The 14,271-nt window shown below is 65.4% G+C and carries 13 protein-coding genes; 8 read left to right on the forward strand and 5 right to left on the reverse strand.

Annotated elements, in window-relative coordinates:
• The first annotated feature begins 16 nt into the window (after positions 1–16).
• Genes F3I16_RS02820 through F3I16_RS02830 form a run of 3 tightly spaced genes read left to right on the forward strand, consistent with a single transcriptional unit; the run spans position 17 to position 3,640 of the window.
• Positions 17–1,414: a glycosyltransferase family 1 protein gene (locus F3I16_RS02820; protein ID WP_160492237.1), complete on the forward strand. Its 1,398-nt coding sequence runs from the start codon at positions 17–19 to the stop codon at positions 1,412–1,414.
• Positions 1,398–2,528: a glycosyltransferase family 1 protein gene (locus tag F3I16_RS02825; RefSeq protein ID WP_160492901.1), complete on the forward strand. Its 1,131-nt coding sequence runs from the start codon at positions 1,398–1,400 to the stop codon at positions 2,526–2,528. The genes F3I16_RS02820 and F3I16_RS02825 overlap by 17 nt, the downstream gene beginning before the upstream one ends.
• Positions 2,528–3,640 carry a glycosyltransferase family 4 protein gene (locus F3I16_RS02830; protein ID WP_160492238.1) on the forward strand — a complete coding sequence of 371 codons (1,113 nt, stop codon included), beginning with the start codon at positions 2,528–2,530 and terminating at the stop codon, positions 3,638–3,640. Before F3I16_RS02825 ends, F3I16_RS02830 begins: the two co-directional genes overlap by 1 nt.
• Before the next feature lie 134 nt (positions 3,641–3,774).
• On the opposite strand, the gene F3I16_RS02835 is transcribed toward F3I16_RS02830, so the two are convergent.
• The 5 genes from F3I16_RS02835 to F3I16_RS02855 all read right to left on the reverse strand — a co-directional run bounded on the left by F3I16_RS02835 (position 3,775) and on the right by F3I16_RS02855 (position 8,441).
• Entirely contained in the window at positions 3,775–3,990 is a 216-nt protein-coding gene (locus F3I16_RS02835; RefSeq protein WP_160492239.1) for a DUF1127 domain-containing protein, read from the reverse strand.
• Between the two features lie 211 nt (positions 3,991–4,201).
• The gene (locus tag F3I16_RS02840) at positions 4,202–5,650 is read right to left on the reverse strand and encodes an NAD(P)(+) transhydrogenase (Re/Si-specific) subunit beta (RefSeq protein WP_160492240.1); all 1,449 of its coding nucleotides are present in this window, start codon (positions 5,648–5,650) and stop codon (positions 4,202–4,204) included.
• On the reverse strand, positions 5,650–5,964 hold the full coding sequence (locus F3I16_RS02845; RefSeq protein WP_160077203.1) for an NAD(P) transhydrogenase subunit alpha: 315 nt from the start codon (positions 5,962–5,964) through the stop codon (positions 5,650–5,652). Before F3I16_RS02845 ends, F3I16_RS02840 begins: the two co-directional genes overlap by 1 nt.
• A gap of 11 nt (positions 5,965–5,975) precedes the next feature.
• The gene (locus tag F3I16_RS02850) at positions 5,976–7,097 is read right to left on the reverse strand and encodes a Re/Si-specific NAD(P)(+) transhydrogenase subunit alpha (protein ID WP_160492241.1); all 1,122 of its coding nucleotides are present in this window, start codon (positions 7,095–7,097) and stop codon (positions 5,976–5,978) included.
• A gap of 426 nt (positions 7,098–7,523) precedes the next feature.
• Positions 7,524–8,441: a LysR family transcriptional regulator gene (locus F3I16_RS02855; protein WP_160492242.1), complete on the reverse strand. Its 918-nt coding sequence runs from the start codon at positions 8,439–8,441 to the stop codon at positions 7,524–7,526.
• A gap of 180 nt (positions 8,442–8,621) precedes the next feature.
• Between F3I16_RS02855 and F3I16_RS02860 the strand changes: the two genes are divergently transcribed.
• The 5 genes from F3I16_RS02860 to F3I16_RS02880 all read left to right on the forward strand — a co-directional run bounded on the left by F3I16_RS02860 (position 8,622) and on the right by F3I16_RS02880 (position 14,029).
• Positions 8,622–9,803: an acyl-CoA dehydrogenase gene (locus F3I16_RS02860; RefSeq protein WP_160492243.1), complete on the forward strand. Its 1,182-nt coding sequence runs from the start codon at positions 8,622–8,624 to the stop codon at positions 9,801–9,803.
• 108 nt (positions 9,804–9,911) lie between these two features.
• Positions 9,912–10,241 (forward strand): CoA transferase, encoded by a 330-nt coding sequence (locus F3I16_RS02865; protein ID WP_160492244.1) that lies wholly within the window; start codon positions 9,912–9,914, stop codon positions 10,239–10,241.
• Between the two features lie 68 nt (positions 10,242–10,309).
• On the forward strand, positions 10,310–11,701 hold the full coding sequence (locus tag F3I16_RS02870) for a glutamine synthetase family protein (protein ID WP_160492245.1): 1,392 nt from the start codon (positions 10,310–10,312) through the stop codon (positions 11,699–11,701).
• Positions 11,702–11,751: 50 nt separating this feature from the next.
• A complete protein-coding gene (locus F3I16_RS02875) occupies positions 11,752–13,116 on the forward strand; it encodes an aspartate aminotransferase family protein (RefSeq protein WP_160492246.1) in 1,365 nt (454 codons plus the stop codon).
• Between the two features lie 181 nt (positions 13,117–13,297).
• Positions 13,298–14,029, forward strand: a complete 732-nt coding sequence (locus F3I16_RS02880) for an amidotransferase (protein ID WP_160492247.1) — start codon at positions 13,298–13,300, stop codon at positions 14,027–14,029.
• Positions 14,030–14,271 lie beyond the last annotated feature (242 nt).

Genomic DNA, 14,271 nt, shown 5'->3' on the forward strand with positions numbered 1-14,271 from the left:
TTTTTGCGAGAACCCCATGCGTTTTCTCATTGAGTGCACCTACGTTTACGAGCATCCCCAGGACAACTCGGGTATCCAGCGGGTAGTGCGCAACATCGTCAATAACCTGGGCGCGCTGGATGACGATACACAGTGTGTGCCGGTCATCCTGAAGAACGACAAGGTCTACGGCGTGACGCAGCTCAGCCCGGCCCGTGGTGGCCGCTGGTTGAGTCGCTGCCAGGCCTGGCTGTCATTGACCCATGATCGCCTGGGGCGGCTGCGCCAGCGGATCTGGCTGGCTTATGGGCAGCGCGAGCGCAAATGGCCGTTGCACCATTCACCCGTGCTGCGCTTCCTTTTACGCCTGCCCTGCAAGGCCCTCAGCTTCTGCCTGGCGGTGCCGCAGAAAGTGCTGGCACAGGTGTCCTTGAATTATGTGGACAAGGCCCGCGCGGTAGAAATGGCCTGCCAGCCCGGCGATGTGCTGGTGCTGCTGGATTCCTCCTGGCACGCCGACTTCTTTCCGGTGGCCGAGCGCCTGCAGCGGGAGGGCGTGGGTATCGTTTCGGTGATCTACGATCTGATTCCGCTGACCCACCCGCAGTTCTGCGATGAAGGCCTGGTTCGCGTCTTCGAGCAGTGGTTCGACTGGATCGCCCGCACGGCCGATGGCTTCATCGCCATCTCGCAGACCATCAGCGACCAGGTGCGCAGCGAGGTGCAATGGCGTCTGGGGCGCGACATGGCCGAGCAACGCTGGTTCGATCATTTCCACCTGGGCAGCGAACTGGATCGGGCCCATCCGGGGGCGGTGGTACGCCAGGAGGTGCGGCGGATGTGCAGGGCGCATTCGGTGTACCTGATGGTCAGTACCATCGAGCCGCGCAAGAACCATGTCTATCTGCTCAACGCTTTCGAGCGGCTGTGGGACGAGGGCAGTGACGTGGCGCTGTGCTTTGTCGGCAAGATCGGCTGGAAGACTGAAAAGCTGATCGAGCGGATCAGGCAGCATCCCCAGCTGAATAAACGCCTGTTCATGTTCAACGACCTCAGCGATCGCGAGCTCGAACACTGCTACAGCCACTCGCGCGCCCTGGTCTTCCCGTCCTATGTCGAAGGCTTCGGTCTGCCGCTGGTCGAGGCCATGCAGCGTGGCCTGCCGGCCATGGCCAGCGATATCCCGGTGTTCCGCGAGATTGGTGGCGACTCCATGGCCTATTTCGGCCTGTCCGAGCCCGAATCGCTGTGTCGCCTGGTGCGGCGTTTCGAAGAGAGCGGGAAATTTCCTGCGCCGACCTGTCTGAGCCAGTGGTCCTGGTTGTCCTGGAAGGATTCGGCCGCGCAGTTGATCGGGCGGGTGCGTAGGCATACCGGTGCACCTCAAGTCATTGAGCATGCCGCTGGTTCCGATGTCCATATCGGTCGCTTTTAACGCCTCGATTCTGCGCGCGCCGCGCACCGGCATCGGCCAGTACCTGGTCGAGCTGGTGCGTGCGCTGGCCACGGACCCCGAGTTCGAGCCGCAGCTGTTCAACGGCTGGAACTGGCAGGCGCAGCTGCCGGCCGCAGCGTTGCCCGGTTACTCCCGCCTGAGCGCGCTGGTGAAGCGCGGCGTGCCCAATGCCTATGCCCTGCGCCGGCTGGTCGAGCAGCGGCGTTTCAGTCGCAAGGCGGCGTGCGCCGATCTTTACCACGAACCCAGCCTGTGGCCGTTCGAGTTCGACGGGCCGATGGTCATGACCCTGCACGACCTGACCCATGTGCATTACCCGCAGACGCAGCCGGCCGACCGCCTCGCCGCGATCGAGCGGCATGCGGCGGGCGGGGTCGAGCGGGCGCAGCGCATCCTGGTCGACTCGCAGTTCATTGCCGACGAGGTGTGCGCTCATTACGGCGTGCCGGCCGAACGGGTCGTCATCGCCCCCCTGGGCTGCGCGGCGCGTTTTCACCCGCGCGCGCCGGAGCAACTGGCCGCGCGCCTGGCCACGCTGGGCCTGCAGCCGGATCGCTACCTGCTGTGTGTCGGTACTCTGGAGCCGCGCAAGAACCTGCAGCTGGCCCTGCGTGCCTATGAGCGCTTGCCGGCTGCACTGCGCGAGCATTATCCGCTGGTCCTGGCGGGGATGCCGGGCTGGCGCGCGGAGCAGCTGGCGGAGCCCTTGCAGCGGGCCCTGGCTGGCGGGCAGGTGCGCCTGCTCGGTTATCAGGACGACAGCGCTCTGGCCGAGCTGTTCGCCGGGGCCCGTCTGTTGCTGTTTCCTTCGTTGTATGAGGGCTTTGGCCTGCCGGTGCTGGAGGCCATGGCCAGCGGCACGCCGGTGATCCTCAGCCGGAGTTCGGCACTGCCGGAGGTGGCGGGGGACGCCGGCCTGTACATCGACCCGCTGGACGACGTGGCGTGCGCTGCGGCCATCCAGCTGCTGATCGACGATCAGGCCCGCTGGCTGGCACTGCGCGAGGCCGGGCTGCTGCGGGCGCAGGCCTATTCCTGGCAGCGCTGCGCGCAAATCACCGCGAGCGTATACCGGGAGGCGGTGAAGGCCTGATGCGCGTCCTGCATTTCTTCAAGACCTACCTGCCGGAGACCGTTGGCGGCATCGAACAGGTCATCTACCAGCTGTGCCAGAGCACCGGGGCCCATGGCGTGGAGAACGAGGTGCTGACGCTGAGTGCCGATCCCCGGCCGGCGCAGCTGACGGTGGGCAACCACCGGGTGCACCGGGCCAAGCTCGATCTGCAGCTGGCGTCCACCGGCTTCTCCTACAGCGCGCTGGGGCGCCTGAAGGCCCTGGCCGCGCAGGCGGACATCGTGCATTACCACTTTCCCTGGCCCTTCATGGATCTGCTGCATCTGGCGGCCGGCATCGACAAGCCCTATGTGGTGTCCTACCACTCGGACATCGTCCGCCAGAAGCAGCTGTTGCGCCTGTATCGCCCGTTGATGCGCCGCTTTCTCGACAAGGCCGGGCGGATCATCGCCGCCTCGCCCAACTACCTGGAAACCAGCGAGGTGCTGCAGCACTACCGGGACAAGGTCGAGGTCATTCCCTATGGCCTGGACAAGGCGGCTTTCCCCGTGCCGGGGGCGCAGCGCCTGCAGTATTGGGCCGAGCGTTGCGGGCCGCGGTTCTTTCTCTTCGTCGGGGTCATGCGCTACTACAAAGGCCTGCATGTGCTCCTCGAGGCGGCCCGAGGCGCGAATTACCCCATCGTGATAGTCGGTTGCGGGCCGCTGGAGCAGGAGCTGCTCGCCCAGGCCAAGGTGCTCGGGCTGAACCACCTGCACTTTGTCGGGCGTGTCGATGAGGATGACAAAGCGGCGTTGCTGCAGCTGTGCACGGCCTTCGTGTTTCCCTCGCACCTGCGCTCGGAAGCCTTCGGCATCTCCCTGCTGGAGGCGGCCATGTTCGGCAAGCCGATGGTTTCCTGCGAGATCGGCACCGGCACCTCGTTCATCAACCAGTCCGGCGAGACCGGCTGGACCGTGCCCCCGGCCGATGCGCCGGCATTGCGCGCGGCGCTGGATATGCTGTGGGACAACCCGCAGCAGGCCGCCGAGATGGGGCGGCGAGCCGAGCAGCGCTATTGGCAGCTATTCACCGCCGAGCGCATGGGCGCGCAGATGACCGGCGTCTATCGCCAGCTGCTCGCGCATTGAGCCATGCTGGCTGAGGCTGTTTGAGCCCAGCGCATGAAGCCGTGGCTGGCCGTTTTTATCGGCGGACGAGAATGACCGGGGCCAGTGGCGGCTCATCGGCCCGCAGCTGCCTGCCGGACAGCTTGCGGGCGCGTTCAGCGCCAGAACGGCTTGCCCAGCTCGGCGTGGCGCTCGGCCGCGGAGATGCCGGCGTCGGCCAGCAGGCGTTCATCCAGCTGTGCCAGCTGGCGGCGGGTGTGGGCTCGCTGTTGCCAGAGCAGCAGGGCGGCGAGCAGGCGCAGCGGCCAGGCGGCCGGCGTGGGCCGGTTGGTAAGTTCGGCGGGCTGGGTACGGGGCAGTGAGCGTTCCATGGCGATGCGTCCTTCCCACGGGTGTGGGGGTTATGGCAGTCCATGGTGGGGGTTGGCGCGTGGCCGTTGTAGTCACAGCCGGATGGAATTGTGCTGCAGCAGTTCGAGTTCTAGCACAACTGTACCGCTCGCGCCAGGCGCCGGCTGTGCTGGCGGGGGAAACAAAAAACCCGGCTCGAGGCCGGGTTTTTCGTTGCTGGAACAAGGCGTCTTAGTCGACGGCCTTGACCATGTCTTCGATGACCTTCTTGGCGTCGCCGAAGACCATCATGGTCTTGTCCAGGTAGAACAGTTCGTTGTCCAGGCCGGCGTAGCCGCTGGCCATCGAGCGCTTGTTGACGATCACGGTCTTGGCTTTGTAGGCCTCGAGGATCGGCATGCCGGCGATCGGCGACTTCGGATCGTTCTTAGCGGCCGGGTTGACCACGTCGTTGGCGCCCAGCACCAGCACCACGTCGGCCTGGCCGAACTCGGAGTTGATGTCTTCCATCTCGAACACCTGCTCGTAAGGCACTTCGGCCTCGGCCAGCAGGACGTTCATGTGGCCAGGCATACGACCGGCAACCGGGTGGATCGCGTACTTCACGGTCACGCCGCGATGGGTCAGCTTCTCGGCCAGCTCCATCAGCGCGTGCTGGGCACGGGCTACCGCCAGGCCGTAGCCCGGAACGATGATCACGGTGTCGGCGTTGGTCAGCAGGAAGGCGGCGTCGTCGGAGGAACCCGACTTCACCGGGCGGGCTTCCTGGGCACCGGCCGGACCGGCAGCTTCAGCTGCGCCACCAAAACCACCGAGGATCACGTTGAAGAACGAACGGTTCATCGCCTTGCACATGATGTACGAGAGGATGGCACCGGACGAACCCACCAGCGAACCGGCAACGATCAGCATCGAGTTGTTCAGCGAGAAACCGATACCGGCCGCCGCCCAGCCCGAGTAGCTGTTGAGCATCGACACCACGACCGGCATGTCGGCACCGCCGATCGGGATGATGATCAGCACGCCGATGATGAAGGCCAGGGCCAGCATCACCGCGAACGCCTGCAGGTTGCCGGTGAACATGTACACCAGGCCCAGGCCGAGGATGGTCAGGCCGATCACCAGGTTGATCAGGTGCTGACCCTTGAACTGCACCGGAGCGCCCTGGAACAGGCGGAACTTGTACTTGCCCGACAGCTTGCCGAAGGCGATCACCGAACCGGAGAAGGTGATGGCACCGATGGCCGCGCCGAGGAACAGTTCCAGGCGGTTACCGGCCGGAATCGCATCGCCCAGATGCGCGACGATACCCAGCGATTGCGGCTCCACCACGGCGGCGATGGCGATGAACACGGCGGCCAGACCGATCATGCTGTGCATGAAGGCGACCAGTTCCGGCATCTTGGTCATCTCGACGCGCTTGGCCATGATCGAACCGGCGGTGCCGCCGACCAGCAGGCCGACCAGCACGAAGCCCAAGCCCTTGGCGGCGCCGCCTTCGGTCATTTCCGAGCCCAGCTTGAACACCAGGAACACGGTGGTGACCACGGCGATGGCCATGCCGATCATGCCGAACAGGTTGCCCTGGCGCGACGAAGTCGGGTGCGACAGGCCTTTCAGCGCCTGGATGAAGCAGATCGAGGCGACCAGGTAGAGAAGGGTGATCAGGTTCATGCTCATCAGTGCTTCTCCACCGGCGCTTTCGGCGCCTTCTTCTTGAACATTTCCAGCATGCGCCGGGTGACCAGGAAGCCACCGAACACGTTGACCGCGGCCAGGGCCACGGCCAGGGTGCCCATGGACTTGCCCAGCACGGTTTCGGTCAGGGCGGCGGCCAGCATGGCGCCGACGATGACGATCGCGGAAATGGCGTTGGTTACCGCCATCAGCGGGGTGTGCAGGGCCGGGGTGACGTTCCACACCACGTGGTAGCCCACGTAGATGGCCAGCACGAAGATGATCAGGTTGTAGATGCTTGGGGAAATCAGTTCCATGTCTCTACTCCTTAGCCGTTGCTGCGAACGACGTTGCCATCGCGGCACATCAGGCACGCGCTAACGATGTCGTCTTCCAGGTTGAGGTGGAACTTGCCTTCGCCGTCGATGACCAGCTTGAGGAAGTCCAGCAGGTTGCGTGCATACAGGGCCGAGGCGTCCGCCGGCACCAGGGCCGCCAGGTTGCTGTAGCCGACGATGGTCACGTCATGCTTGACCACCACCTGGTCGGCGACCGTCAGCGGGCAGTTGCCACCCTGGGCAGCGGCCAGGTCGATGACCACCGAGCCCGGCTTCATCTCTTCAACTGTGCTCGCATGAAGAAGCGTCGGTGCCTTACGACCAGGAATGAGAGCCGTCGTAATGACAATATCGGCCTGCTTGGCGCGCTCGTGCACGGCACCGGCCTGACGCTGCATCCACGACGCCGGCATCGGACGGGCATAGCCGCCAACGCCCTGGGCGCATTCGCGCTCTTCGTCGGTCTCGAACGGCACATCGACGAACTTGGCGCCGAGCGACTCGATCTGCTCCTTAACGGCCGGACGTACGTCCGAGGCCTCGATCACCGCACCCAGACGCTTGGCGGTGGCGATGGCTTGCAGGCCGGCAACACCGGCGCCGAGGATCAGCACGCGGGCGGCCTTCACGGTACCGGCGGCGGTCATCAGCATCGGCATGAAGCGCGGATAGTGGTTGGCCGCCAGCATCACGGCCTTGTAGCCGGCGATGTTGGCCTGCGAGCTGAGCACGTCCAGGCTCTGCGCGCGGGAGGTACGCGGGGCGGCCTCCAGGGCGAAGGCGGTGATGCCACGGGCGGCCATGCGCGCGATGGTTTCGTTGCAGAACGGGTTGAGCATGCCAACCAGCACCGCGCCGGACTTCATCAGCGCCAGCTCGGCATCGCTCGGGGCCAGGACCTTGAGGATCAGGTCGGCACCGAACACGGTGGCGGCATCGCCGATATTGGCACCGACCACTTCATAGACGTGGTCGGGCAGGCTGGCATTCACGCCAGCACCGCTCTGTACAGTCACCTGATGGCCTTGGCCGATCAGCTTCTTGATGGTTTCGGGAGTAGCGGCTACCCGCGTCTCGCCGGCATGGGTCTCGAGAGGAACACCGATGTGCACTTCAATTCTCCTGCGTGATCTTTTTGATGGACCGGCGCACTGCGGATGGCACGCGGGTGAGGGCGGATCAGCACAAAACCCGCTCGAATGGGGCGGGGCGCGGCATTTTGCAGGCGAACGGCGAGGCCTTCAAGAATTTATGGAGTTTTAAAAATCTATAACTACAAGTTATGGGGGGTGTCGTTCACTTTTATACCAGCTGCAGGCCGCGCTATTCCTGGCCTGGCCCCCTGCCTGCGGCGCTTGTGGGGCATTCCGGGCATTCGAAACGTGAATAACCGCTCGTCGCCTTGGCTGTTGCGTGAAATGTTTTGCACGGGCTGTGCAAAATCCCGTTCGGCCCAGCAGCCACGGGCCTTTCGGCGCTTTCGGCAAATATGACCTGTAGTGCCGTGACAGTCTTGCTACACGGCTGTGTCCCTAGTGCTACAAGGCTTTCGTGGAATTTTCCGGCTGGTAGTCACGGGCCGCCTGCAACAACCAGTCGCTGAAGGCGCGCAGGGCCGCCGATTCCACCTTGCGTTCGGGGATGATCAGGTAATAGCCGCGGTCGCTGCTGTGCAGGGCCTGCGGATGGGCGGGCAGCAGGCGGCCTTCGGCCAGCTCGCGCTGGATCAGGAACGGCGGGATCAGCGCCACGCCCATGCCATGCATGGCCGCCTGGGCGAGCATGGAGAACAGCTCGTAGCGCGGCCCGCTCATGTCGCGCGGCACGTTCAGGCCCTGGGCGTTGAACCACTGGCGCCAGGCGTAGGGGCGGGTGGTCTGCTGCAGCAGCGGCAGGCCGGCCAGTTCCTCGGCGCTGAACTGGGCGCGGCCGGCCAGCAGCTCCGCGCTGCACACCGGCAGCGGGTGTTCGGGCATCAGGTAGTGCGCCTCGGTACCGGACCAGTCGGCGTCGCCGAAATAGATGGCGGCGTCGAAGCTGGTGTCGGCGAACAGGAACGGCCGGGTGCGGTTGGTCAGGTGCACGGTGACTTCCGGGTGCAGGCGCTGGAAGTCCTTCAGGCGCGGCACCAGCCACTGGGTGGCGAAGGTCGGCACCACCGCCAGTTCGATGCTCATGGCGCCCTGCTGGCCCATGACGGCCAGGGTGTCGCGCTCCACCGCATCCAGCTGCGCGGCGACCTTGCGGCTGTAGGCCAGGCCGGCCTCGGTCAGCTTCACGCCGCGGCGCGAGCGGCGGAACAGCTCGATGCCGAGGAACTCCTCGAGCCCGGCGATCTGCCGGCACACGGCGCCCTGGGTCAGCGCCAGCTCGTCGGCGGCCTTGGTGAAACTCTGGTGGCGGGCGGCCGACTCGAAGGCCACCAGGGCGGCGGTGCTGGGGATCTTGCGGCGCATTTATGTCATACCCTCACTATAGAACGGTAGAAGTTCCACTTTGAGCCTATCTCGAAGTGAATATATTGCACAACAGCGTGCAAAATCCTCGGTTGCCGAGAGCCATTTGGCGGCCTAGTCTCTTTTCATCGCCCGGCCCCGCGCCGGTTGCACTCCAGCCAATGTTTCGAGGATTTCCCCATGGCCAGCAAGGCAACCTTCAACTGGATCGACCCGCTGCTGCTCGATCAGCAACTGACTGAAGAAGAGCGCATGGTGCGTGACAGCGCCCAGCAGTTCGCCGCCGACAAGCTGAAGCCGCGGGTGCAACTGGCCTTCCGCAACGAACAGACCGATCCGAAGATCTTCCGCGAGATGGGCGAGACCGGCCTGCTCGGCGCCACCATCCCGGAAATCTACGGCGGCAGCGGCCTCAACTACGTGTGCTACGGCCTGATCGCCCGCGAAGTGGAGCGCATCGACTCCGGCTACCGCTCGATGATGAGCGTGCAGTCCTCCCTGGTGATGGTGCCGATCAACGAGTTCGGCAACGAAGCGACCAAGCAGAAGTACCTGCCCAAGCTGGCCAGCGGCGAATACATCGGCTGCTTCGGCCTGACCGAGCCGGACCACGGTTCCGACCCGGGCTCGATGATCACCCGCGCCAGGAAGGTCGAAGGCGGCTACCGCCTGACCGGTGCCAAGATGTGGATCACCAACAGCCCGATCGCCGACGTGTTCGTCGTGTGGGCCAAGGATGACGCCGGCGAGATCCGCGGCTTCGTCCTGGAAAAAGGCTGGGAAGGCCTGTCCGCCCCGGCGATCCACGGCAAGGTCGGCCTGCGCGCCTCGATCACCGGCGAGATCGTCATGGACAACGTGTTCTGCCCGGAAGAGAACGCCTTCCCCGATGTACGCGGCCTGAAAGGTCCGTTCACCTGCCTCAACTCCGCCCGCTACGGCATCAGCTGGGGTGCCCTGGGCGCCGCCGAGGATTGCTGGCACACCGCCCGCCAGTACACCCTGGATCGCAAGCAGTTCGGTCGCCCGCTGGCGCAGACCCAGCTGATCCAGAAGAAGCTGGCCGACATGCAGACCGAAATCACCCTGGCCCTGCAAGGCTGCCTGCGCCTGGGGCGGATGAAGGACGAAGGCACCGCCGCGGTGGAAATCACCTCGATCATGAAGCGCAACAGCTGCGGCAAGTCCCTGGAAATCGCCCGCATGGCCCGCGACATGCTCGGCGGCAACGGCATCAGCGACGAGTACGGGGTGGCTCGCCACCTGGTCAACCTGGAAGTGGTCAACACCTACGAAGGTACCCACGACGTCCATGCGCTGATCCTCGGCCGCGCGCAGACCGGCCTGCAAGCCTTCTACTGATCGCTGCACAACAACCAGGCGGGCGGGTGGCCAGGCTACCCGCCCGCTGTCGTATCAACCCCCGGGGTTGCCCGGCCACTCTGCATGCAGACTTCGATTGGGGGGATGATGTCCGAGGTACTCGTTCGCGGGGCAATGGGCAGGGTGGCCAAGCCGGCGCCCTGCCATATCTTCCCGAGCGCCGACGGGGCGTTCTTTCTCGCGGTGAGCAATGACCACCAGTTTGCCGAGTTGTGCGCGCTGGCCGGTCACTCGCAGTGGACGCAGGACCCGCGTTTCGCCAGCCAGCGCGCCCGTTATCGGCACAAGGACGAATTGTCCGCCCTGCTGCGCCGCCACACGGTGGAGCATCGCACCGACGAGTGGGTCGCTGCCCTGAGTTGGGTCGGCGTCCCCTGCGTCGCACTCGCCCCGCGCGAGGCGGATGGTTGCGGCTGAGCGCCGGGCGAGCGACTGAACACCCCATAGGGCAGCGTCCGCGCTGCGAGCAGATTTCGAGGTTTTCCATGTATCCAGAGTTTTCCACCGCCGGCGAGGCCCTGGCCTGGCTGGAGGCCAACGAGATCCAGCGGGTCGAACTGGTGTTCGCCGACCTGACCAGCGTGGCGCGCGGCAAGATCCTCAGTCGCGCCAGCTTTGCCGAGACCCTGGGGGCGAAGATGCCTTCGCTGTTTCTCGGCCTGACCGTGACCGGTGGCGAGCCGCCGGAAGTGTTCAAGCGCATCTTCCCGCCGATGTTCCCGGACATGGCCATGCGCCCGGACTGGCGCACCCTGGTGCGTGACCCGCTGGCCGGCGTGCCGACCGCGACGCTGATCTGCGATATCGAGGCGAGCTTCACCGCGGCCGATGGCCATTGCCAGTACGAAGTCGCCGAGCTGTCGCCGCGCCAGCTGCTCAAACGCACCCTGGCCCGCCTCAAGGCCGCCGGTTACCGCGCCAAGGTGGCGCCGGAGCTGGAATTCTTCCTGGTTCACCCGCAGCGCCTGGCTGATGGCGGCCTGCAGGTGGCCCACGGCATGTCGGCGCAGGTGCCGCATATCGAAAGCTCCCACGACCTGGCCTCGGCGGAAACCGCCGGCACCTTCGCGCCTTTCTTCGATGAGCTGTGGGCGGCCTGCGAGGCCCAGAACATCCCGATCACCGGCTACGGCCACGAGTCGGCGCTGGGCCAGTACGAAGTCAACTTCGCCCCCGGCGAGCCGCTGGCCCAGGCCGATGCGGTGTTCCGCTTCAAGCGCCTGGCCCGCGAGATCGCCCGGCGTCACGGCTGCCTGGCGACCTTCATGGCCAAGCCCTACCTGACCGAACCGGGCACCGGCCTGCACTGGCACATCAGCCTGGCCGACGCGCAGGGCAACAACCCCTTTACCGCAGCCGACAGCTCGCCGCATCCGCGCCTCAAGCACTTCATCGGTGGCTGGCAGGCCTCGGCGCGCGCCTCGATGGCGATTCTCGCGCCCTACGCCCATTCCTATGTGCGCCTGCACCGCCCGGATGCCTCGCCGGCCAGCGTCGAGTGGGGTTATGACAACCGCACGGCGGCCTTCCGCGTGCCGCATTCCGACCCGGCCAACCGCCGCGTCGAACACCGCCTGCCGGGTGGCGATGCCAACCCCTACCTGAGCCTGGCGCTGATGCTCGGTGCCGGCCTGGCCGGGATGCAGCAGCAGATCGAGCCCGGCCCGGAAGTCAGCGACCGCCCGGCCGTGTCCGAGCGCGGCGCGTTGCCGGCGGACCTCAGCGAGGCGCTGCTGGAGCTGCAGCGCTGCCCGATCATGGGCGAGGTGTTCGGGGCGCCCTTTATCGAGCTGTACAGCATGATCAAACAGCATGAATTGAACGAGCAGGCCGCCGACGCGGACTTCGCCATCAAACACCTGCTGGCCAGAAGCTAACCCTCAGGCAGCGCCCCGCGGGCGCTGCCCTGCCATTCATTGGAGGCGCCATGAGTACCAAGAACCCGCAAACCCTGAAATGGCAGGCCATGAGCCGTGACCATCACCTGGCCCCGTTCAGCGACTATCAGCAGCTGATCGACGTCGGCCCGCGCATCATCACCAAGGGTGAAGGCGTGTACGTGTGGGACAGCGAAGGCAACAAGATCCTCGACGGCATGGCCGGCCTGTGGTGCGCCGCGGTCGGCTACGGCCGCCATGAGCTGGCCGATGCCGCCGCGGCGCAGATGAAGGAGCTGCCGTTCTACAACACCTTCTTCATGACTGCCCACCCGCCGGTGCTGGAGCTGGCCAAGGTGATCGCCGAGATCGCCCCGGAAGGCATGAACCATGTGTTCTTCACCGGCTCCGGCTCGGAAGGCAACGACACCATGCTGCGCATGGTGCGCCACTACTGGGCGTGCAAGGGCCAGCCGGACAAGAAAGTGATCATCGGCCGCATCAACGGCTACCACGGCTCCACCGTGGCCGGCGCCGCGCTGGGTGGCATGGCCGGCATGCATGCCCAGGGCGGCACCATCCCGGGCATCGTGCACATCCCGCAGCCGTACTGGTTCGGCGAGGGCGGCGACATGAGCCCGGACGAGTTCGGCATCTGGGCCGCCGAGCAGCTGGAGAAGAAGATCCTCGAAGTCGGCGAGGAGAATGTCGCCGCCTTTATCGCCGAGCCGATCCAGGGCGCCGGTGGGGTGATCGTGCCGCCGGAGACCTACTGGCCGAAGATCCGCGAGATCCTCGCCAAGTACGACATTCTGTTCGTCGCCGACGAAGTGATCTGCGGCTTCGGCCGTACCGGCGAATGGTTCGGCAGCGACTACTACGGCAACAAACCGGATCTGATGACCATCGCCAAGGGCCTGACCAGCGGCTACATCCCCATGGGTGGCCTGATCGTCAGCGACAAGGTGTTCGACGTGATCAAGCAGGCCGGTGACTTCAACCACGGCTTCACCTACTCCGGGCACCCGGTGGCCGCCGCCGTGGCCCTGGAAAACATCCGCATCCTGCGCGACGAGAAGATCCTCGAGACCGTGCGCGAAGAAACCGCGCCGTACCTGCAGAAGCGCCTGCGCGAGCTGCTCGACCACCCGTTGGCCGGCGAGGTGCGTGGCGTCGGCATGCTCGGCGCCATCGAACTGGTCAAGGACAAGGCCAGCCGCACCCGTTACGAAGGCAAGGGCGTGGGCATGATCTGCCGCGGCCACTGCTTCAACAACGGCCTGATCATGCGCGCCGTGGGCGACACCATGATCATTTCGCCGCCGCTGGTGATCAGCAAGGCCGAGATCGACGAGCTGGTGGAAAAGGCGCGTCTGTGCCTGGACCTGACCCTGCGGGATCTGCAGGGCCAATAACCACGTCGTGAGCTTTCCAGCCGCCAACGAGGCATGCACTGCATCTCGTTGGGCGGCTCTTGCGTAGGGTGCGCCGTGCGCACCAGGGACCCGTACGTGGTTGCTGGTGCGCATGGCGCACCCTACGGGCGATCATGCGCATACTTTTCCGTTGTTTTACCCCCGAGTCAGGAGTCCCTCGATGGCATTGCGCATCTGCATCCTCGAAACCGACCACATTCGTCCCGAGCTGGTCGAGCAGTACCACGGCTATGGCCGCATGTTTAAGCAGCTGTTCGCGCAGCAGCCGGTTGCCGCCGAGTTCGAGGTGTTCAATGTGATCCAGGGGCAGTACCCGGATGACACGCAGCGCTACGACGCCTACCTGATCACCGGCAGCAAGTACGACTCCTTCGGCAGCGAGCCGTGGATCCAGACCCTGCGCGAGTATGTGCTGGCGCGCTATGCCGCCGGCGACAAGCTGCTCGGCATCTGCTTCGGTCATCAGCTGCTGGCCTTGCTGCTCGGTGGCAAGACCGAGCGGGCGAGCCAGGGCTGGGGTGTCGGCGTGCAGCACTATGCGGTGCACGCGCAGGAGCCCTGGATGCAGCCGCGCACCGAGCAGCTGTCGATGCTGATCATCCACCAGGACCAGGTCACCCAGGCCCCGGCCAACGCCACCATCCTGGCCAGCAACGGCTTCTGTCCGATCGCCGCCTACCGCATCGGCGACCAGGTGCTGTGCTGGCAGGGGCATCCGGAGCTGGTGGCGGACTATTCCCGCTCGATCCTCGAAATCCGCCGTGAGCACTGGGGCGAACAGGTCTACCGGCAGGCCCTCGACAGCCTGGAACAGGCGCACCAGGGGGCGATCGTGGCCGAGTGGATGATGCGCTTCGTGGCGCAGGGGCAGGCGCAGGCCGCTCAGGCGTGACGCACGGGGCCTCGCTGGCGTAATGCCGTTCCTATGAAAAACGCCGCATTTCCTACGGGAACTGCGGCGTTTTTCTTTTGGCTATGTCCTTCTTCTGTGGGTTGGCGAGCGTGGCTTGCCCTGTATTTTGCGGCGCGCAGGCGTGGGTAGGTTGGCGTTGAGCGCAGCGAAGCCCAACAACCGGGGCAGGGTCGTTGGGCTTCGTCGCGCTGCTCCTCAACCCAACCTACGACTCATCGCCT

This window comes from Pseudomonas sp. L-22-4S-12, assembly GCF_009799935.1.
GTDB lineage: Bacteria > Pseudomonadota > Gammaproteobacteria > Pseudomonadales > Pseudomonadaceae > Aquipseudomonas.